Origin of the sequence: Limnohabitans sp. INBF002, from assembly GCF_027924905.1 — a bacterium.
In the GTDB taxonomy this organism is placed as follows: Bacteria; Pseudomonadota; Gammaproteobacteria; order Burkholderiales; family Burkholderiaceae_C; genus Limnohabitans.
The window spans coordinates 648,812-670,050 of sequence record NZ_AP027055.1 but is presented as its reverse complement, the minus strand read 5'-3'; the positions used below and the strand labels follow the sequence as shown (position 1 = coordinate 670,050).

Here is a 21,239-nt window from a genome sequence, read left to right as displayed (position 1 = left end):
TATATGACAAGAATGCACAACCCTCCTCACCCAGGGGAAGTCCTTCGGGAATATTTGGGTGACATTACTGTGACCGAAGCAGCCTCCAAACTGAATGTCAATCGCGTCACGCTGTCGCGCGTTGTCTCGGGCAGCTCTGGCATATCCGCCGATATGGCTTATCGCCTAGCTAGCGCGTTTGGCACAAGTCCCGAGTTGTGGGCAGGTATGCAGCTGCAATACGATTTGCACATGGCCAGCAAGATGAAGCGTCCGAAGATTCAGAGGTTGGCACTGGCTGCATAACGAGATGAGGGGTTGAATCAAACCCCGATGTAGCGATGCCACAAACTGTGGTCCGCCTCCAGCGCAGCAGACGCACCCTGCCACACCACTTGCCCACGTTCGATGATGGTGTGTTGGTCGGCGAGCTTGACCAGCTTTTGCACATACTTGTCGATGACCAAAATACTTTGGCCCTCGGCGCGCAAAGTGTGCAAGCAGCGCCAAATGTCTTCACGCACCAGCGGGGCCAAGCCTTCGGTGGCTTCGTCGAGTACCAACAAATGGGGGTTGGTCATGAGGGCTCGGCCAATGGCGAGCATTTGTTGCTCTCCACCCGAGAGTTGGTTGCCCATGTGGCGATGGCGTTCAGCCAAACGCGGGAACAACTGGTACACACGCGCTAGCGTCCACGGGTTGGCACTGCTGTTGCGGTTGGCCGAAAAGGCCAACAGGTTTTCTTGCACCGAGAGCGTCGGGAAAATTTGTCGACCTTCAGGCACCACCGCCAACCCCATGCGTGCAATGCGGTCAGGGCTGTGCCCCTCGACACGCTCGCCACAAAAACGCACGGTGCCTGCCATCGCAGGTGTGAGGCCCAAGATAGAACGCACTGTCGTGGTTTTGCCCATGCCGTTGCGGCCCAGCAAGGTAGACACGCCACCCACTTCAATGCTGAGGCTGATGCCAAACAACACTTGGCTACTACCGTAGCCGCTGTGCAAGTCGTGAACTTCTAACAAGGCGCTCATGGTTTATTCGTCGCCCAGGTAAGCGCGCTTCACAGCCGCGTCGTTTTTAATCTGCTCTGCCGTGCCACACGCAATGACTTGGCCCGACACCAGCACCGAGATGGTGTCAGCCAAACGAAACACGGCATCCATGTCGTGCTCGACCAGCAGCAGCGTGGTGTGGCCGCGCAGGCTTTGTAGCAGTTGCACCATGCGTTCAGATTCATCGGGGCCCATGCCTGCCATGGGTTCATCGAGCAGCATCAACTTCGGTGAAGTGGCCAATGCCAAGCCCACCTCTAACTGGCGTTGCTCGCCATGCGACAGCGCGCCTGCGGGCTGCATGAGTTGCGCTTGCAAGCCCACACGCTCGGCCACCTCGGCGGCATGCGCATAACGCGTGTGGTCGCTGCGTGCTGCGCGCCAGAACTTGAAGCTTGTCCCCTCGCCTGCCTGAATGGCCAAAGCTAAGTTGTCTTGCACTGTCAGGCGAGTGAACACGCTGGTGATTTGGTACGAGCGCACCAAACCCAACCGTGCCCGTTGGTGCATAGCGGTGTGCGTGAGGTCTGCACCGTCAAACACAATGCGGCCTTCGTCGGGCGGCAAGGCGCCCGAGATTTGGTGAATCAGTGTGGTCTTACCCGCGCCATTGGGGCCAATGAGCGCATGAATTTCGCCGCGCTTGACCTGCAAGGTGGCATGGTCAGTGGCCGCCAAACCACCAAAACGTTTGACCAAGTTGTCCACGTGCAACAAGGGCGCACTCATGGTGGGTCCTTTCGTTGCAGGCGTTGCAACACACTGGTCAAGCCATTGGGCGCCAGCAGCACCACGGCCAAGAGCAATGCACCTAGGCCAAGCTGCCAATGGATGGTGAAGTGGCTCAAGGCTTCTTCCAACAGCAAGAACACCACCGCACCCCACACACCGCCATACAAATGGCCCACGCCGCCCAAGATGACCATCATCATCAAGAGGCCTGATTGGCTCCACTGCATGAGCGCGGGGCTGACAAAGCCACCTTGGTTGGCCAATAGCGCACCAGCCAAACCGGCCAAGGCACCCGCCATCACAAACGCAGCCAACTTGTAGCGGTACACCGCATAGCCCAAGGCTTGCATGCGCACCTCGTTCTCGCGAATGGCTTGCAGTACGTGACCAAAGCGTGCGTTCAGCACACGAGCCACGGCATAGATAGCAGCCACACACACAGCCAGCACCACGTAATAAAACGTGGTGTCGTCATTGATGTCGACCCACGGAATTTGCGAACGAGCGGCCAATGACAACCCATCGTCACCGCCATACGCTTTGATAGAAATGGTGAGGTAGTAAATCATCTGGGCAAACGCAAGCGTGATCATGATGAAGTACACGCCTTGTGTGCGCAGGCTGATTGCGCCAATCAGCAAAGCAAACAAGGCGCTCACCACCATCGCTGCAGGCCACAACAGCCACGCGTCGGTGATGCCCATTTGTGTGAGGATGGCCACGCTGTACGCGCCCACGCCCACAAACGCGGCATGGCCAAAGCTGACCATGCCACCAAAACCCAAAATGAAATTGAGGCTGGTCGCCGCCAACGCAAAAATCAAAATGCGACTGGCCAAGGCAATGTAAAAACCCTCGCCTGCAGCGTTAGCGATGAAAGGCAAGGCCACCAACAGCAGCAGCGCAGGCACGCTCCAGCGCCACTGCAAGGCGTGGTCGAGCGAGGTGCTTGAAGACGAATTAGCCATGCCTTATTAACTGTGTGATGTTTAGCCGTGGGTAGGAAACAAACCACGCGGCTTGAAAAACAAAACGGTCGCCATGAGCATGTAAATCAAGATAGACGCCACAGCAGGGCCCGCACTCGATGCGGCCTCGGCGCTGAGCAGCGAATCAAACACCATGGGCACCAAGGTGCGCCCTGCCGTGTCCACCACGCCCACCAACATCGCGCCCAAGAACGCACCGCGAATCGAGCCAATGCCGCCGATGACGATGACCACAAAGGCCAAAATCAAAATGCTCTCGCCCATGCCCACTTGCACGGCCAGCAGTGGCCCCAGCATGCCACCTGCAATCGCACACAGCGCAGCGCCCACACCAAACACGGCAGTGAACAAACGCGTCACGTTGCTGCCCATGGCCAAAGCCATTTCACGGTTGGCCGCGCCTGCACGCACTTGCATGCCCACGCGTGTGCGCGTGATGAGCACATACAAAAACAAAGCCACAGCCAAACCCACGCCGATGATGAACAAGCGATAAGCCGGATAAAAGAAACCACTCACCAACTCTACAGGGCCGCTGAGTGCAGCCGGTGGGTTGAGCGTGATGGGTTGCGCACCCCAAATCAAGCGCACGGTTTCGTTACACATCAAGAGGATGGCAAAGGTGCCCAGCACTTGCGAGAGGTGGTCACGCTCATACAGGCGACGCAAGATGGAAACTTCGAGCAACACGCCAAACAGCGCAGCACCTGCCACACCAGCGCCTAGTCCTAGCCAAAAAGAATCGGTGGCCGCAGCCACCGTGGCAATGAGGTAGGCGCCCACCATGTAGAGCGAGCCATGCGCGAGGTTGATCATGTCCATGATGCCGAACACGAGCGTCAAGCCCGCGGCCAGCAAGAACAACATCAACCCAAACTGCAAGCCGTTGAGCGACTGCTCAAACAGCAAAATACCATCCATCAAAACGCCTTAGCTGGGCATCTTGCAGCTGGCTGCATACGCGTCGGCATGGCTTTTGAACACAGGACTCAAGGTGCGGTTGGTCACTCGGCCTTTGCTGTCTTTGGTGATGACGCGCAAGTAGTAGTCTTGAATCGGGAAATGGTTCTTGTTGAACTTGAACGCACCACGCACCGAATCAAACTTGGCGGCTTCCAAGGCTTTGCGCACGGCGGCTTTGTCTTCCAAGTTGCCTTTGCTGTCGCGCACGGCCGCTTCAATCAAACGTGCAGCGTCGTAGCCTTGGGCTGCATACAAAGTGGGCAAACGGCCATAGGCTTTTTCGAACTCAGCCACAAACTTTTTGTTGGCCGCGTTGTCCATGTCGTGGCCCCACTGCGAGGTGTTGAACATGCCCAGCATCGGGTCGCCCACCGCTTTGATCACGTCTTCATCGCCCGAGAAGCCGGGGCCAAACAAGGTGATGTCTTTGGACAAACCAGCGCCCACAAACTGCTTGATGAAGTTGATGCCCATGCCACCGGGCAAGAAGATGTACACCGCATCAGGCTTGGTGGCGCGCAGCTTGGACAGCTCGGCGCCGTAGTCGAGTTGGTTCAAGGCGGTGTAGGTCTCTGACGCCACTTCGCCTTTGAAGAAACGTTTGAAGCCAGCAATCGCGTCTTTGCCTGCAGGGTAGTTAGGCGCAATCAAAGCGACCTTCTTAAAACCCTTGTCTGTCACCACTTTGCCCACGGCTTCGTGCATGTTGTCGTTTTGGTAGGACGCGCTGAAGAAGAATGGGTTGCACTGCTCGCCCGCGTATTGCGATGGGCCGGCGTTGGCGCTGATGTAGAAAGTTTTCGATTGAAAGGTGGGTGCGCCCACAGCCAGCATGACGTTGGAGAACACGATGCCGGTCATGAAGTCAACCTTGTCGCGCTTGACCAAACGGTCTGCAGTTTGGCGACCCACATCGGGGCTGGCTTGGTCGTCGGCCACGATGACGTCCACAGCCTTACCGCTGAATTTGCCACCCGAAAGCTTGACCGCGAGCTGAAAGCCATCACGGATGTCCACGCCCAAACCCGCGCCAGGGCCTGACAAGGTGCTGAGCAAACCGACCTTCACAGTCGCGTCGTTTTGCGCAAAACCAGATGCGCAAGCCAAGCCCAAACTCAGGGCAATCAAAGAACGGCGAAAAGCGTGCATGAACAAGTCTCCAAAAATGAGGGTTAGATTTTAAAACCAGCGGGGTGCGCTAGCTGACCGCCTGCTGTCACGGACACAGCGCAGTATTTGAGCTCTGGAATCTTGCCAAAAGGGTCCAGTGCGGGATTGGTCAACAAGTTGGCCGCGGCCTCTTGGTAGGCGAAGGGGATGAACACCGCGCCTTGTGGCGTGCCCTCGTCCAAACGCGCACGCAGGCTCACTTGGCCGCGCCGCGATGCCACGGTCATGACCTCGCCCGCTTGCACACCCAAGGCTTGTAAATCGGCGCTGCACATCGAGGCCGTGGCTGTGGGTTCGATTGCGTCCAACACCGTGGCGCGACGCGTCATGCTGCCGGTGTGCCAATGCTCGAGTTGACGACCGGTGATGAGGACAAACGGGTACTGCGCATCGGGTTGTTCGTTGGCCGAGATCAACCCGGCAGGCACCAAATGCACACGGCCATCGTCGGTGGCGAAGTGGTGTTTGAACACCGTGGGCTCGCCCGGGTCGTCTTCGGTGTGGCAGGGGTAGGTCACGCTGGATTCGCGCAGCAAGCGCTCCCACGTGATACCACCGATGGCGGCGTGCATGGCGCGTCGCATTTCGTCGTACACCTCGGCGACGCCGTGGTGCTCGCCTGCGTAGTGCCAAGCTAAACCCATCCGTTTTGCGATTTCTTGGATGATCCACAAATCCGCACGCGCATCGCCTGGTGGGTCTATCGCTTGCAAGCCCAGTTGCACCATGCGATCGGTGTTGCTGACCGTACCCGTTTTCTCGGGCCAGGCGGTGGCGGGCAGCACCACATCGGCCAGCCACGCGGTTTCGGTCATGAAGATGTCTTGCACCACCAAGTGCGACAACGACGCCAGCGCGTGACGCGCATGGTTGAGGTTGGGGTCGCTCATGGCGGGGTTCTCGCCCATGATGTACATGCCGCGAATCTTGTGTGGGTCGGACTCGTCGGCCAAGATCTTGCCCATGATTTCCACCACGGTGTAGCCGGGTTTGTCGTCAAGCGGGGTGTCCCAAAACTTTTCAAACCACGCATGCGCATCGGCGTTGATGACGCGTTGGTAGTTGGGAAACATCATCGGAATGAGGCCCGCATCGCTCGCGCCCTGCACGTTGTTTTGGCCGCGCAGGGGGTGCAGGCCCGAGCCAGGTTTTCCCACTTGGCCGGTGATGGACGACAAGGCAATCAAGCAGCGCACGTTGTCGGTGCCGTGCACGTGTTGGCTCACGCCCATGCCCCACAAAATCATGGCACTTTTGGCGGTGGCGTAGGCACGCGCCACGTCGCGCAAGGTGTGTGCGTCAATACCGCAAATCGGGGCCATGGCCTCGGGGCTGAAGTCTTTGACGTTGGCTTTGAGTGCGTCAAAGTTGTTGGCGCGGTCGCGAATGAAGGCTTCATCCACAAAGCCTTCTTCAATGATGACGTGCAGCATGGCGTTGAGCATGGCCACATCGGTGTCGGCCTTGAAGTGCAAGGCACGCCACGCGTGTTTGCCAAGGTCTGTGCCGCGCGGGTCGGCCACCACAATCTTGGCGCCGCGCTTGGCTGCGTTCTTCATCCACGTGGCCGCGACAGGATGGTTGGATGTGGGGTTGGAGCCGATGACGAAGATGAAGTCTGAGTGCTCGACATCGTTCACCTGGTTGGTCACCGAGCCCGAGCCCACGCCCTCTAACAGCCCCGCCACGCTAGACGCATGGCACAAGCGTGTGCAGTGGTCCACGTTGTTAGACCCAAAACCTGTGCGCACCAATTTTTGGAACAAATACGCTTCTTCGTTGCTGCCCTTGGCCGAGCCAAAACCGGCCAGCGCTTTTTTGCCATGCGTGTCGCGCAATTGTTTGAGTTGAGATGCGGCCAGGTCTAGCGCTTCTTCCCACGTGGCTTCACGAAACACCTGCGACCAATCGGAAGCGTTGATGTTGAGCGCGTTCAACGCGTCTGGGTCTTTGGGCACGCCCGCTTTGCGAATCAACGGCACCGTCAGCCGTTGTGGGTTGTGGATGTAGTCAAACCCGAAACGGCCTTTTACACACAAACGGCTGTGGTTGGCCGGTCCGTCGCGCCCGTCGACGCTGACGATGTGGTTGTCCTTCACGTTGTAGGTCAGCAAGCAACCCACACCGCAAAACGGACACACCGAATCCACTTTTTGATCGACAGCCTGCGAACCCACATGCGCCTTTGGCATCAACGCGCCCGTCGGGCACGCCTGCACGCACTCGCCGCAAGCCACGCAGCTGCTCAGCCCCATCGGGTCGTTCAAATCAAACACGATTTGCGCCTGCGCGCCACGGTGCGCGTAGCCAATCACATCATTGACCTGCTCTTCACGGCAGGCACGCACACAGCGGTTGCACTGAATGCAAGCATCCAAGTTCACCGCCATCGCCGGGTGGGACACATCACACGCGGGTTGCTCGCGACGCAGCGCAAGCAATGCAGGTCGCACGGTGACACCCATGCGAGAAGCCCAGTCACTCAACTCACCATGTTGACCCACAGCGCCAGCATGGCCACTATCGCCAACACCTGCTGCGATGGGGGATGCGCCGGGTGACGATTTTGGCTCGCCGCATGAGGAGCCCGGCGTCTCCCCCGTCGCAGCAGCGAGCGCAGTCACCGAAGCAGAAGCATCGTTCCACTTGTACCCAACATCAGGCATGTCCGAGAGCAGCATCTCCAACACCATCTTCTGGCTCTTCACCGCACGGTCGCTCACCAACACCTCAAGCCCCGCCGTCGCCGTGCGACAGCAGCTGGGGGCCAAAGTGCGCTCGCCTTTGATCTCGACCACACACGCGCGGCAGTTGCCATCCGCACGCAAACCGTCTTTGTAGCAAAGGTGCGGAATGTCTACGCCGTTGCGTTGTGCGGCTTTGAGGATGCTCTCACCCTCATAGGCTTGAACGCTTTGGTTGTTGAGCTTGAAATCAATCATTCAAGCCACCTCGTGCGCGAAATAAGTTTGCACACAACGCACCGGGTTGGGTGCCGCTTGGCCTAGGCCGCAGATGGAGGCATCGACCATCACTTGGTTCAAGTCTTCCAGCGTGGTGTTGTCCCACGTCGGCGCCTGCATCAGCTGCACAGCTTTGGCAGTGCCCACGCGGCAGGGTGTGCATTGGCCACAGCTCTCGTGTGCAAAAAATGCCATGGCATTGAGCGCGGCATCACGCGCGGTGTCGTGCTGGCTCAGCACCACCACCGCCGCAGAGCCGATGAAGCAGCCGTGCGCTTGCAGCGTGTCAAAGTCCAAAGGAATGTCATTCATGTGGGCAGGCAAGATGCCGCCCGATGCCCCGCCCGGCAAATAGGCATACAAGGTGTGGCCCTCCAACATGCCGCCGCAGTACCCGTCAATCAATTCCTGCACCGTGATGCCTGCAGGCGCGAGCTTGACACCCGGCTGTTTGACGCGGCCACTCACACTGAAGCTACGCAAACCTACACGGCCATTTGCACCAAAGCTGGTGAACCACTGCGGGCCTTTTTGCACGATGTCGCGCACCCAATAGAGTGTTTCAAAGTTGTGTTCGAGGGTGGGCTTGCCAAACAAACCCACTTGCGCGATGTAGGGCGGTCGCATGCGTGGCTCGCCGCGCTTGCCTTCAATGCTTTCAATCATGGCGGACTCTTCGCCACACACATAGGCACCCGCGCCACGGCGCAATTCGATGTGTGGCAGCGGGCAAGGTGGGTTGGCTTGCAAAGCAGCCAGCTCGTGTTGCAGCAATGCGCGGCAGCCGTGGTATTCATCTCGCAGGTAGATGTAGATGGCCTCTATGCCCACCACTTGTGCAGCCACCAACATGCCTTCTAAAAAGCGATGCGGGTCACGCTCTAAATACGTGCGGTCTTTGAAAGTACCAGGCTCGCCCTCATCAAGGTTGACAGCCACCACGCGCGGTGCGGTTTGCTCACGCACGATGCGCCACTTACGCCCTGCCGGAAAGCCCGCCCCACCCAAGCCACGCAGACCCGAGGCCTCCATGGCTTGCAACACATCCTCTGTTTGGGTTGTGCCATTTGACAGCGAAGCAGCCAAGGCATAGCCACCATCGGCCAGATAGGCATCCATGTCCACATAGTCGGGCAAAGCTTGTTGGGTGTGACCGGCTTGCACCGCCGCCTTCACTTTGTCGGGCGTGGCGTGCGGCACAGCGTTCTGGTGCACCACGGCCACAGGGGCTTGCTCACAACGGCCCACGCAAGGCGCACGGATGACGCGCACCTCTGCCCCCAAGAGGGCGGGCAACTTGGCCAGCAGCTGTTTGGCACCGCCCATCTCGCAGCTCAGGCCATCACACACGCGCACCGTCAATGCGGCAGGCGTGGCGTCGTTGGGCAACACCTCGAAGTGGTGATAGAACGTGGCCACCTCAAACACCTCGGCCATGGGTAGCTTCATCTCGTGCGCCAAGGCCACCAAGTGGCGCTCAAACAAACCACGGTAGGCGTCGTTCAGCGCATGCAAATGCTCGATCAACAAATCGCGCCGCTCAAACGCACGCACCAAGGCCCGCACTTCTTGCAGCGCCTGCGCATCGGGCTGTCGCCCTTTGAGGTGGCTGATGCGGCGAAGCGTGTCGCGCATCTGGTCAACGGTGCTGAGCGTGTGTGTGACGGACTGAGTCATGTGAGCTTGTGAACGGATTCCATTGGCTTTGATTCTCAGTCAAATCCACCTGAATAAGCTGTCACGTTGGCTCTATGATTCCTCCTCATGAAATTCATGACTTGGCCCGTTCCCGCCCTGCTTGCTTGGGGTTCGTCTTGGCTCATCTTCAAAGGCCTGCAACTGGTCGGTTTGAGCGAAGCCATTGCCTTTATCGTCGCCACGTGTTTGGGCGGTTTTTTAAGCGCGTTGGCACACACACCCATGCGTAAAGCCTTGATCGTGTTGGGTTTTCCGCTCTCCATGGCTGCGTCTTCGTCTACCCTGAACGTGCCGCCGATTGGCTGGTTGTTCTTGTTGGGGTTAATTGTTTTGGTTTACCCACGCAAAGCATGGCGCGATGCGCCCTTGTTTCCCACGCCTAAAAAAGCACTGCGCGAATTGCAGCAACACATCGTGCTGCCCGCGGGCGCACGCATTTTGGATGCGGGCAGTGGCATGGGTGACGGCTTGTTGGCTTTGCGCGATGCGTTCCCGCGTGCCGAACTTCACGGCGTCGAAATGAGCTGGCCGCTGCGCGTACTCAGCGCCATGCGCTGCTCGTTTGCGCATATTCGCCAAGGTGATATTTGGCTGGTGGATTGGCGCAGCTTTGACATGGTTTACCTGTTTCAACGCCCTGAGAGCATGCCCCGCGCCGTCGAAAAAGCCGAAGCCGAATTGCGCCGTGGCGCTTGGCTGGTGAGCTTAGAGTTTGAAGCGCGAGAGCTGATTCCCAGCGCCATCCTCACCTGCCGCGATGGCCGCCCCGTGTGGATGTACCAAGTGCCGTTTAACCGACGCGGCTGACCAAGAGTTTGTCGATGCGGCGGCCATCCAGGTCGAGCACTTCAAAACGCCACTCACCAAAAGCCACCACATCGGCCACTGCGGGCAGCTCACCCGAAATGGCCATGACCAAACCGGCCACCGTGTTGTAAATGCCACGGTCTTCGTCGGGCAATTCTTTGATCGTCAAACGCGCTTTGAATTCGCTCACTGGCATCAAGCCATCGACCAACCAAGAACCGTCTTCGCGCTGCTTGGCCCACGCTTCATCGGTGGGCGTGGCTTGCAGCAGCTCGCCCGTGATGGCTTCTAGCAAATCACGTGGCGTGAGCAAGCCATGCACCACGCCATACTCGTCCACCACCAGCACCATGCGACCGTGGGCTGTGGCGCGTTCGGCGGGTTTGCGGAATTGCTCCAGCAAATCCAAACCACTCAAAGTTTCAGGAATAAAAGCCACAGGCTTGGCTAAGGCTTCCACCGTCATGTCAGTGCCGGGTGGCAAACGCAAGAGCTGCGACACGCTGACCGCGCCCACCACGTTGTCCAAGTCGCCACGGCACACGGGGTACCACGAGTGCGCGCCGCTGGCTCCTACTTGCGCCAAGGCTTGGGGTACGGGCAGCTTGGCATCGAGCCATTCAATGTCAGAGCGGTGGACCATGATGGAAGTGAGTGGGCGGTCATCGAGGTTGAACACGTTTTGCACCATTTGGTGTTCGTGCTGTTCGATCACACCGGCGTCTACGCCTTCAACCAAGCTGGCCGAAATTTCTTCTTCCGTCACCGTGCGTGCGCCATGCACATCAATGCGCAGCAACTTCAACATGCCGCTGGTGCTGGCAGACAGCAAATGCACAAAGGGCTTGGCCAAAGTGGCCAGGGCCAACATCACCGGTGCGGCCACACGTGCCACCGACTCTGGAAACAACTGACCAATGCGCTTGGGCACCAACTCGCCAAACAAAATGGTACTGAAGGTGATGAGGGTCACCACAAACGCCGTGGCCAAACCTGAGGCGAGGTTTTCAGGCACGCCTTGGGCCAACAGCCAATACGAAAAATCATCGCTGAACGCGGCCTCACCCACGATGCCGTTGAGCACGCCAATGGAGGTGATGCCAATTTGCACCGTAGACAAAAACTGTGTGGGCTGCGCCATCAAACGCAGCGCGGCTTGCGCACCACTGTCGCCCGTCTCGGCCAACGCCGCCAAGCGTGCTTTGCGGCTGGAGGCCAAAGCCATCTCAGACATGGCGAACACGCCATTGAGCAGCGTTAAGAAAACAATCAGTAAAACATCCATCACAATCTCCTACATGGCACTTTACTTGATTGGCGACGTGCAAGGCTGCGACGAAGCCTTAGAACGTTTGTTAACCCACCTCGCGTTCTCCCCCAGCCGCGACACACTCTATTTATTGGGCGATTTGGTCAACCGTGGCCCAAACAACGCGGGCGTGCTACGCCGTTTGATGGCGCTCGGCACCAGCGCGCAATGTTTGCTGGGCAACCACGATTTGCATGTGCTGGCTGTGTCACGCGGCGTGCGCAAACCCAATAAGCAAGACACCCTGCAAGACATCTTGACCGCACCCGACAGCGCTGAGTTGCTGCACTGGCTGCGCCACCAACACATGGCCTTGCGTGTGAACGACCTACTGATGGTGCATGCGGGCGTGCTGCCGCAATGGACAGCGGAACAAACCATGGCGCTGGCCGGTGAAGTGCAAACCGTGCTGCGCAGCGACGACTGGGTGCAGTTCATGCCGCAGATGTATGGCGGCCTGCCCAATGTGTGGCGTGATGATTTGGCAGGTGCTGACCGCTTGCGCGTGATCGTCAACGCACTCACCCGTTTGCGCTTTTGCGATGCACAAGGCGCCATGGATTTCAGCGTGAAAGAAGGTGCAGACAAAGCGCCTGCGCATTTGATGCCGTGGTTTGATGTGCCTGGCCGACTGACCGCTGATGTGCGCATGGCCTTTGGCCATTGGTCTACCGTGCACATTGAAGACCGCCCAGACGTGGTGTGCCTAGACGATGGGTGTGTGTGGGGTGGGTGCTTGAGTGCGGCCAAGCTCGAAGCATCGGACACGCTGTTGAGCGTGGCAGACGCCCCCGCGTGGGAGCGACTCAGCGTGAAGTGCCCGCAGACGATGGACCCGTTAGCCTAAAACTCATTGAATACGGGTGGACTGTTTAATTGCCCCTTCCAGCCTGTCACAGTTTCTTTGATGAGCTGAGAAACAATGCGGCTCGCTTGCGTGAAATGCCCTTGTTTGGGATGCGCAAGCGTGACATAGCGCTTGAGGTCGGGGGCAATGACTTTTGCAGCTTGCAACTTCCCAGTGCGTAGCTCCTCATCGACAGAGAAAGGGCCGAGTAACGCATACATATGCGGGTTAGACGCAATGATTTCTTTTTGAACCCGAAGCGAATCGGCCTCAACTTCTGCCACCAAACTAAACCCTTTACTTTTGGCTGTTTCATCCAAGATCGAGCGCCAATGCGAGGGTCGGCGAGGTAAAACCAATGGCAAACCTTCGAGCCGCTTGAAATCAACGGCATCGGAATAGGTCAGTGAAAGACCAGGACACGAGACAAGGTAAGTGTTCGCCGTGGACAAAAGTGTTTCATCGCTCCCCGTTGGTTTCTCATAACGAAACAAGATGGCCATATCGACAGCCCCCGTATCCAGCAACGTATCTAATTCCGTCCCTTGCCCCTCGCGAATATTCAGTTTGATCTTGGGATAGTCATGGTGTAAACGCTTGAAGATGTGCGTCATCAAAGGATGCGCAGCTGAAGGAAGAACGCCAATCTTGACTTCACCCATAGGCACTTGCGATGTTTGCTGTATGTCAGCAAAAAGCTCATCGCTGTCTTTGAGCCAACCTCGCACACGCTGCTGAACATGTTCGCCAAACTCTGTCAGTACAACACCTCGCCCCGTTCGTCGAAACAGTGCAGCACCACAGGTTTTTTCAAAATCACTGATTTGCCTGCTGATGTGGGACTGCACCGTATTTCTTTGCGCTGCAACTTTGGTGAAGCTACCAAGCTCGGCGACTTCCATAAATAAGCGTAAATCATTGATTTGCATACGAGCCTCTTTGATATGCCATTTTAGGCATATCTGAAATCTCAGAAAACATTCTATGCAGATGGTTTATCCATCCATAAACTCGCGCTCATTGTTCAGATGCATCGACGGTCGGTGCAACATATCGAAGGAAAAACGATGAGCTTTGTTAGTTTTGAAATAGCAGGTCAACAGACCTACGGTCTCTGGAAAGATGAAGGTAACTGGATTCAAGTGCCCGAGGCATTTCAAGCTCAGTATCCAGATTTGAAGTCTGTCATTGCTGCGAACAAATTGGATGCGTTGGAAGCGTTGACACATCAGAGTGGCAAAGCTGTGACGGCATCACAAGCACGTCTGCTGCCTGTGATTCCTAATCCAAGCAAGGTTTTTTGTGTGGGTTTGAACTACAAAACGCACGTGGCAGAAACCAAACGTGCTGACAGCGACTACCCCGCCATCTTCACGCGCTTTGCAGATAGCTTGACAGCACACAACGCACCACTGCCACACCCCAAAGAAACTCAGCGGTTTGACTTTGAAGGTGAACTGGCCGTCATCATTGGCAAAGGTGGCCGCAACATCACGCAGGCACAAGCGTTTGAACATATTGCGGGTTACGCCTGCTTCAACGATGGCACGGCACGCGATTGGCAACGTCACACACACCAATGGATTCCCGGTAAAAACTTTCCGTTGACAGGACCACTTGGCCCGTTCATGGCCACACGCCAAGAAATTCCTGACGTGAACCAACTGACCTTGGAGTCCCGTCTCAATGGTGAAGTCATGCAACACGCGTCCGTGGCTGACTTGATTTACACCTTGCCGGTGATCATCGAATACCTCTCTGGTTTCACCAACCTTTATCCAGGCGATGTGATTGCCACAGGTACGCCGGGTGGTGTGGGTGATCGCCGTGAACCACCTGTTTACATGAAGGCCGGTGATGTGATTGAAGTCGAAATCACTGGCTTGGGCACGCTACGCAACGTTGTGTCTCACGCTGCATAAAGGAATCATCAATGTCTGAATCTAAAAACTCATTACGAATTGCGGTCGACATCGGCGGCACATTCACGGATATGGCTTGCTTTGACGAGTCCACGGGTGCGATCTCATTCGGTAAAGCACTTTCTACGCACGGCGAATTGGTCACAGGTATCCAAAACACCTTGGACGGCGCTGGCATTGATTTGAGCAACGGCTACTTGTTCTTGCATGGTTCAACGATTGCGATCAACACCTTGCTGGAACGCAATGGTGCGAAGACAGCCTTGTTGATCACAGAAGGTTTCCGCGACATTTATGAAATCGGTCGCGTGAATCGTCCTGACGCCTACAACTTGTTTTTCTCAAAGCATGAGCCACTGGTGCCCCGCTCGTTGCGCTACGAAGTGTCTGAGCGTTTGCGTGCGGATGGCTCTTTGCACAAACCTTTGAATGAAGATGCTGTGCGTGAACTTGCACGCGAACTCAAAGCCAAGCACATCGAAGCCGTGGCTGTGTTGCTGTTGCACTCCTATCGCAACCCAGACCATGAACGCCGTGTCAAAGCGATTCTTCAGGAAGAAATTCCTGGCGCGTTTGTGACCGCATCGCACGAGTTGTCACAAGAGTACCGAGAGTTTGAACGCGTGTCGACGGCTGTCGCCAACTCCTATGTGGGTCCTCGCGTGTCTGAATACTTGGGCGAGCTAGAGCACCATTTGAGCGACAAAGGCTTTGAAGGCGATTTCTATGCGGTTCAATCTACGGGCGGCTTGTTCCCTGTAGAGCATGCGCGTCGCGATTGCGTGCGTATGCTCGAGTCAGGCCCCGCCGCAGGCGTGATTGGCGCGCAAGCGATTTGCGCCCAACTGGGCATGCCAGACTCGATCGCATTCGATATGGGCGGCACAACGGCCAAGGCTGGGGTGATCAGCGAAGGTCGCCCCCTGACCACTGGCAGCGCCTTGATTGGTGGCTACGAAAAAGCACTGCCCATTCAAATTCCCATGATGGACATCTTTGAAGTGGGCACAGGCGGCGGTTCGATTGCCCGAGTTGAATTGGGTAACTCATTGCGCGTCGGTCCACGCTCGGCAGGCAGCATGCCTGGCCCCGTTTGCTACGGTCGCGATGGCACAGAGCCCACAGTGACAGATGCCAATTTGATTTTGGGCCGCTTGGACGAACACAACTTCCTCGGTGGCGAAATGCCGCTGTACTTGGACCGTGCCAAGCAAGCGATGGAAGAAAAAATTGCAAAGCCATTGGGCTTGGATGCAACCAAGGCTGCTGACGGTATTTTGCGTATTGCCGTGACTCAGATGTCACATGCCGTCAAAGCCGTCACGACTGAGCGTGGTTTGGATGCTGGCAGTTTCACCATGGTGGTGTATGGCGGCGCTGGCCCCTTGCACGCCTCAGCCATTGCACGTGAAATTGGCATCCGCAAAGTGCTGATTCCACATGCGCCTGGTTACTTCTCGGCCTACGGCATGTTGTTCAGCGATTTGCGTTATGACTATGTTCGCTCGGTGTTCCGCCGCTTGGACAGCCTGTCATTCGACGAAATCGAAGCCTTCTACAAAGAGATGGAAGACGAAGGCCGTGCAGCGATTGGCGCTTCACAAATTCGCCCTGAAGAAATCGTGTTCGAGCGTGCCGCAGACATGCGCTACTTTGGCCAAGAGCATGCAGTGACCGTGGATTTGCCACATGAATTCTTTGTCAGCAAAGACCGCGCTGCCATCAAAAACCATTTCGATGAAGTTCACAAAGTGCGCTATGGCACCTCAGCCCCCAAAGAGGCCGCCGACATTGTCAGCTTGCGCGTGACCGTGTTGGGACGCATGAAAAAACCACCACGCAATGCCGTGGAATCAGGACAGGTCACGCCCGATACAAAAGCACTGCGTGCACACAAACCTGTCTATTTCCGCAGCGCAGGGAAGTTTGTTGACACACCTGTGTATCGACGTGACTTGCTCAAGAGCGGCAACGAGTTCCACGGCCCCGCGCTTGTGGAAGAGCACGCATCCACCACCGTGGTGCAACCAGGCGACAGCGTCATAGTTGACCTGTACGGCAACCTTCAAATTTCAATCGGGAGTGACCGCTCATGAACACGACACACGTTCAAAAATCAAATGCACAGGCCGTCGATCCTGTGATTGTCGAAATCATCCGTAACGGCCTATTTGCCGTGACCGAGGAGATGAAAACCAACTTGATGCGCACCGCCTACAACCTCATCATTTATGAGGCGCTGGACTTCACGGTTGGTCTTTTCACCAAAGAAGGCGACACGGTGTCTATTGGCTTGGGCTTGCCCATGTTCATTCGTGGCATGTCTGAAACTGTGAAATCAAAGATTCGTCACTTTGGGTATGACAACATCCACCCCGGCGATATCTTGGTGACAAACGATGCGTACACCACCGGCAGTCATTTGAACCATTTCACATTCACCATGCCTGTGTTCCACGAGGGTGAGCTGATTGGCTTTACCTGCTGCATGGCGCACTGGTTGGATGTGGGTGGAAGCTTGGGTCAGATCACCACCGATATTTACTCAGAGGGTATTCAGATCCCTATCGTGAAATATCAATCTGCTGGCAAAGTCAACCAAGATTTGTTGGACATCATTGCCATGAACGTGCGCATGCCCGAACGTGCTTTGGGCGACTTGCGCGCTCAAATCACAGCCATCACCACAGGTGAGCGTCGATTCTTAGAACTGGTGCAACGCTACGGCAATGCCGATGTGCAAGCGTCGATTTTGCAGATCATGGATGCCTCTGAAGCACTGGCGCGTCAAAACACTTTGACTATTCCTGACGGCGTATACGAAGCCGAGTCCTTCATGGATGACGACGGTTTAGAGATCGGCAAACGCATTCCGATTCGCGTGAAAGTGACCGTCAAGGGCGATGAGATGGAGGTGGACTTGTCGGATGTGAGCAAACAAGTCAAAGGCTTCTACAACTCTGGTTTCACTACGGGTATTGCTTGCGCGCAAGTGGCCTACAAGTGCTTGACCACACCCACCGACTATCCCGTGAACGATGGCAGCTTCCGTCCTCTGAAGGTCATCATGCCCATGGGCACTGTCATCAGCGCTGAACGTCCCTACCCCATGCGTGTGTGGATGACGTTCCCAATGACCGTGATTGACACCATCTTCAAAGCCTTGGCGCCTGCGATCCCTCATCGCGCGATTGCGGGCCACCATGCCGATTTGGTGTTCCCCAACATCCACGGGATTTCGCCTGAAGATGGCCGCTTGTTCATTGTGGGCATTGGCCCCTTGGGTGGCGGCTGGGGTGCCAAGTCACGCGAAGACGGTGTCTCTGTGACGGTGTGTATCAACGATGGTGACACGCATAACAGCCCAACCGAACAGCTTGAAGCGAAATACCCAGTTTTGGTTGAGAGTTACAAAATTCGCGAAGACAGCGCGGGTGCGGGGGAGTTCCGTGGTGGCTTAGGTGCCGAGATGGTGGTGCAAGCCCTGTCACCGTTCTCTGTGACCACCCGCATCGACCGCATGCATTGCAAGCCTTGGGGTCTAGAGGGTGGCGGTGAGGCTGCTGGCAACGGCATTGCCATTCGTCACAAGGGTGAATGGAGTTCTGATTTGCCGAACGCAAAGATCTTCAACGTTCGCTTAGAACGCGGCGATGCCTACAAGATGCTTTCAGGCGGTGGTGGTGGTTTTGGCAGTCCTTTCAAACGTGACGCCGATGCAGTGGCGCATGACGTGCGCGAAGGCTACGTCAGTCGCGAGGCCGCTGAAAAACTCTACGGTGTGGTGTTGGATGACAGCTTTGCAGTGAAGCCATCTGAGACACAGACCTTACGAAGCAAAGCCCTTGTTTGAGTTAATTGAAATGACAGCATCCCAGCAGCAAGCTGCCTACCTGTCCGGTCTTTGGAACCGGTTGTCAGGTCAGCATGTGGCGTTGGGATGCTCATGCACGATGAGTGGCATGAGTGTCACGCTCGAAGACTTCGAGCATGACATTGCAGACTATTTGTGGGCGGAGAGCGAGCGATTGGGCCAGACAGAGGTCGTGGCCTTTTTGCTCGCGCCAGGCCCTATTGCTTCTCAAGATCAAGCCATCCGTGGGATCTTGAGTCGCTTAGAAGAAGAGGATGTCAATGATGCGGTCACCGATTGGCTATTGCCACGCATGACGAAAACCATTGAGTCCTACGCCAAGCTTCATGGGCCAGCCCCCGAAGCTCCCTTGTTTGGAGGTTCATCTTCTTGGCGCAAAGGTTACAGAGATTAAGAAGGTGTGAGTTCAAAATTTAACTGGAGACAAACATGATTTCATGGACAAAAAAAATGCTTTCGGTTGCATTACTGACGGCAACGGCGTTTGCATCAGCGCAACCTAAATTCCCAGATGGCACGATTAAATTGATCGTGCCATTTGCTGCAGGTGGTGGTGTAGATAACGCAGCGCGCTTGCTAGCAAAGCAGATGCAAGCAAATTTGAATATTTCAATTGTGGTTGAGAACAAGCCTGGGGCCAGTGGAACAATTGGCGCTAAATTTGTTCAAGCATCGACCCCAGATGGTCAAACATTGCTTTTCTCTGCATCCACACAAGCGTTGACGAAGCTGGTCATTGCCAATCCACCCTACGACCCATTGACTGATTTTTCTTATGTGGCACGTGTGGGTGAAGCACCGTTGCTGATGGTGATTGCACCGACATTACCGCAAACCAAATTAAAAGAAGTCATGGATGCAGCCAAACAAAATCCAGACAAATGGACGGCTGGTATACCGGCATTAGGCGCTGCCAGTCACTTGGCGACGTTGATGTTTGCCAAGGAAGGCAATCTCAACTTGACCATGACGGCCTACAAAGGCACTGCACCTGCGTTGACCGATGTCGCTGGCGGACACTCACAAATCTTGATCGACTCCATCATTTCGTTGCAATCAATGGCCAAAGCAGGCAAGGTGAAACCCATCATCGTGACGTCTGCAAAGCGAAGCTCTGTGATGCCTAGCGTTCCCACCGCTTCTGAGAGTGGCTATCCAAAGTTTGTGACCGAGTCTTGGTATGGCATCTGGGCGCCCAAAGGTACACCTGACGATCGCGTTCAATTGTTGAACAAGGCTGCCAATGAAGCGGTACGTCAACTGACTAAATCAGGGGCTTTCGAACAACTCGGGATTGAACCTGTTGTGGAATCTGTCGATCAATTTAAAAAGTACACCGGCAAATACATTACCGAAAATGCGGAGCTGCTCAAAGGAGCAGGCTTCAAGCCCGAATAAAAAAGGCCCCGTTGTACGGGGCCTTTTTTACGCTTAAGTGGTCGACTTAAACAAAGCCGCCATCACCCGCTTAGGCTTGATGTTCGACGACTTGCGCAAAGGATCGGGCGCCACAGGCGCTGCTTCGGCGCTGCGTACGGGCGCTTCGTAGGGCTTGTCAAAGAACGGGTCGTTCTTCACGCGCGGTGCGGGCATGTAGCCCACTTCGCGGTTGCGACGGCCATTGTCTTGCTCACGAGGACGTGCATCACGTGAGGCGTAGCCTTCGCGTGGACGGCTGGAAGACTCTGAGCGTTCGCCACGAGAAGAGTCGCCACGCGGCTCGCGGGAATCACTGCGAGGCTCACGACGTTCACGCGAACGGTCTTGCTCCACACCCACGGTTTCCAAGTTGATCTTGGTCTTGAGCAATTTTTCAATGTCGCCCACCAAGCGTTGGTCGCTGCCCGACACAAAGCTGATGGCGTGGCCCAATGCACCGGCGCGACCTGTGCGGCCAATGCGGTGCACATAGTCTTCGGCGTTGAACGGGATGTCAAAGTTGAACACAGCTGGCACGTCTTTGATGTCCAAGCCGCGCGCGGCCACATCGGTACAGACCAATAAATCGACTTCGCCTTTCTTGAAACCTTCGAGGGCTTTCAAGCGTTCGTCTTGGCTCTTGTCGCCGTGCAAGGCGCTGGTGCGGAAACCATCGCGTTCGAGTGAGCGGGCCAAACGCGCACAGCCGAGTTTGCTGTTGCAAAACACAAAGGCTTGCTTCATGCCGTTGGCTTTGATGAGGTGGCGCAAGGCGTTGTACTTGTCGTCCACGCTCACGCTGTAGAACTGCTGCGTGATGGTGGCGGCTGTCTCATTAGGCCGCGCCACTTCGATGGTGACAGGGTTTTGCAAATAGCTGCCCGCCAAACGCTTGATCTCGGTCGAGAACGTGGCCGAGAACAACAGCGTGGTGCGCTGCTTGGGCAAGTGGCTCAAGATACGCTGCAAGTCAGGCAAGAAGCCGATGTCCAACATGCGGTCGGCTTCGTCGAGCACCACGTATTCAACTTGGTTCAACACCACGTTCTTGGCTTCGATGTGATCCAACAAACGGCCGGGCGTGGCCACCAAGACCTCAACGCCTTTTTTCAGCTCGAGAGTTTGGGGCTTCATGTCCATGCCACCAAACACCACAGCACTGCGCAAGTTGGTATGCACGGCGTATTGTTTGATTTGCTGGGCCACTTGGTCGGCCAGCTCGCGGGTGGGCAACAGCACCAGTGCGCGCACGGGGTGGCGTGCGGGCGAGGTGGAGCTGTTTTCGTGTTTGAGCAAACGTTGCAGCAAAGGCAGCGAGAACGCGGCCGTTTTACCGGTACCGGTTTGCGCGGCGCCCATCACGTCTTGGCCGGTCAGAACCACGGGAATGGCCTGGGCTTGGATGGGGGTCATGGATTCGTAGCCCATTTCGGCTACGGCACGTGCCAGCGCGGGGGCCAGCTGCAAATTGGAAAAAGAGGTCGTCATGTCTGGGGCATATTGTCGCATTGT

General features: G+C 56.3%; 18 protein-coding genes. 8 read left to right on the top strand and 10 right to left on the bottom strand.

All coding sequences use genetic code 11. The annotated features are described in order from the left end of the window. Positions 1–3: 3 nt before the first annotated feature. Positions 4–285, top strand: a complete 282-nt coding sequence (locus tag QMG15_RS03365; protein WP_281789505.1) for a HigA family addiction module antitoxin — start codon at positions 4–6, stop codon at positions 283–285. A gap of 17 nt (positions 286–302) precedes the next feature. On the opposite strand, the gene QMG15_RS03360 is transcribed toward QMG15_RS03365, so the two are convergent. From QMG15_RS03360 to QMG15_RS03330, 7 genes are read right to left on the bottom strand one after another with little or no spacing between them, the layout of a single operon-like run. After that, positions 303–1,013: an ABC transporter ATP-binding protein gene (locus QMG15_RS03360; RefSeq protein WP_281789504.1), complete on the bottom strand. Its 711-nt coding sequence runs from the start codon at positions 1,011–1,013 to the stop codon at positions 303–305. Positions 1,014–1,016: 3 nt separating this feature from the next. Continuing rightward, on the bottom strand, positions 1,017–1,763 hold the full coding sequence (locus QMG15_RS03355; protein ID WP_281789503.1) for an ABC transporter ATP-binding protein: 747 nt from the start codon (positions 1,761–1,763) through the stop codon (positions 1,017–1,019). Further along, the gene (locus QMG15_RS03350; protein WP_281789502.1) at positions 1,760–2,734 is read right to left on the bottom strand and encodes a branched-chain amino acid ABC transporter permease; all 975 of its coding nucleotides are present in this window, start codon (positions 2,732–2,734) and stop codon (positions 1,760–1,762) included. Before QMG15_RS03350 ends, QMG15_RS03355 begins: the two co-directional genes overlap by 4 nt. 21 nt (positions 2,735–2,755) lie before the next feature. Then, entirely contained in the window at positions 2,756–3,676 is a 921-nt protein-coding gene (locus QMG15_RS03345) for a branched-chain amino acid ABC transporter permease (protein ID WP_281789501.1), read from the bottom strand. A 9-nt stretch (positions 3,677–3,685) separates the two neighbouring features. Then, on the bottom strand, positions 3,686–4,867 hold the full coding sequence (locus tag QMG15_RS03340) for an ABC transporter substrate-binding protein (protein WP_281789500.1): 1,182 nt from the start codon (positions 4,865–4,867) through the stop codon (positions 3,686–3,688). A gap of 23 nt (positions 4,868–4,890) precedes the next feature. After that, a complete protein-coding gene (gene fdhF, locus QMG15_RS03335) occupies positions 4,891–7,830 on the bottom strand; it encodes a formate dehydrogenase subunit alpha (RefSeq protein WP_281789499.1) in 2,940 nt (979 codons plus the stop codon). Beyond that, complete coding sequence (locus tag QMG15_RS03330; protein WP_281789498.1) at positions 7,831–9,528, bottom strand: NADH-ubiquinone oxidoreductase-F iron-sulfur binding region domain-containing protein; 1,698 nt, start codon at positions 9,526–9,528, stop codon at positions 7,831–7,833. An 87-nt stretch (positions 9,529–9,615) separates the two neighbouring features. Between QMG15_RS03330 and QMG15_RS03325 the strand changes: the two genes are divergently transcribed. After that, positions 9,616–10,356, top strand: coding sequence for a class I SAM-dependent methyltransferase (locus QMG15_RS03325; RefSeq protein WP_281789497.1), 741 nt, complete (start codon positions 9,616–9,618; stop codon positions 10,354–10,356). On the opposite strand, the gene QMG15_RS03320 is transcribed toward QMG15_RS03325, so the two are convergent. Then, positions 10,340–11,641, bottom strand: coding sequence for a hemolysin family protein (locus QMG15_RS03320; RefSeq protein ID WP_108402434.1), 1,302 nt, complete (start codon positions 11,639–11,641; stop codon positions 10,340–10,342). The genes QMG15_RS03325 and QMG15_RS03320 overlap by 17 nt on opposite strands. 13 nt (positions 11,642–11,654) lie before the next feature. On the opposite strand from QMG15_RS03320, the gene QMG15_RS03315 reads away from it, so the two are divergent. Continuing rightward, positions 11,655–12,512 carry a symmetrical bis(5'-nucleosyl)-tetraphosphatase gene (locus QMG15_RS03315; protein ID WP_281789496.1) on the top strand — a complete coding sequence of 286 codons (858 nt, stop codon included), beginning with the start codon at positions 11,655–11,657 and terminating at the stop codon, positions 12,510–12,512. Here the strand turns inward: QMG15_RS03315 and QMG15_RS03310 are convergent. After that, positions 12,509–13,441 carry a LysR family transcriptional regulator gene (locus QMG15_RS03310; RefSeq protein WP_281789495.1) on the bottom strand — a complete coding sequence of 311 codons (933 nt, stop codon included), beginning with the start codon at positions 13,439–13,441 and terminating at the stop codon, positions 12,509–12,511. The two genes, QMG15_RS03315 and QMG15_RS03310, sit on opposite strands and share 4 nt — an antisense overlap. Before the next feature lie 138 nt (positions 13,442–13,579). Between QMG15_RS03310 and QMG15_RS03305 the strand changes: the two genes are divergently transcribed. The 5 genes from QMG15_RS03305 to QMG15_RS03285 are packed head-to-tail and all read left to right on the top strand — an operon-like array spanning position 13,580 to position 19,706. Continuing rightward, complete coding sequence (locus QMG15_RS03305; RefSeq protein WP_281789494.1) at positions 13,580–14,434, top strand: fumarylacetoacetate hydrolase family protein; 855 nt, start codon at positions 13,580–13,582, stop codon at positions 14,432–14,434. Between the two features lie 11 nt (positions 14,435–14,445). Then, positions 14,446–16,530: a hydantoinase/oxoprolinase family protein gene (locus tag QMG15_RS03300; RefSeq protein ID WP_281789493.1), complete on the top strand. Its 2,085-nt coding sequence runs from the start codon at positions 14,446–14,448 to the stop codon at positions 16,528–16,530. After that, complete coding sequence (locus tag QMG15_RS03295) at positions 16,527–18,287, top strand: hydantoinase B/oxoprolinase family protein (RefSeq protein WP_281789492.1); 1,761 nt, start codon at positions 16,527–16,529, stop codon at positions 18,285–18,287. Before QMG15_RS03300 ends, QMG15_RS03295 begins: the two co-directional genes overlap by 4 nt. Next, complete coding sequence (locus tag QMG15_RS03290) at positions 18,280–18,702, top strand: hypothetical protein (RefSeq protein ID WP_281789491.1); 423 nt, start codon at positions 18,280–18,282, stop codon at positions 18,700–18,702. Before QMG15_RS03295 ends, QMG15_RS03290 begins: the two co-directional genes overlap by 8 nt. 35 nt (positions 18,703–18,737) lie before the next feature. After that, positions 18,738–19,706: a tripartite tricarboxylate transporter substrate binding protein gene (locus QMG15_RS03285; RefSeq protein ID WP_281789490.1), complete on the top strand. Its 969-nt coding sequence runs from the start codon at positions 18,738–18,740 to the stop codon at positions 19,704–19,706. Between the two features lie 33 nt (positions 19,707–19,739). Here QMG15_RS03285 and QMG15_RS03280 read toward each other — a convergent pair whose 3' ends face one another. Beyond that, a complete protein-coding gene (locus QMG15_RS03280; protein ID WP_281789489.1) occupies positions 19,740–21,215 on the bottom strand; it encodes a DEAD/DEAH box helicase in 1,476 nt (491 codons plus the stop codon). Positions 21,216–21,239 lie beyond the last annotated feature (24 nt).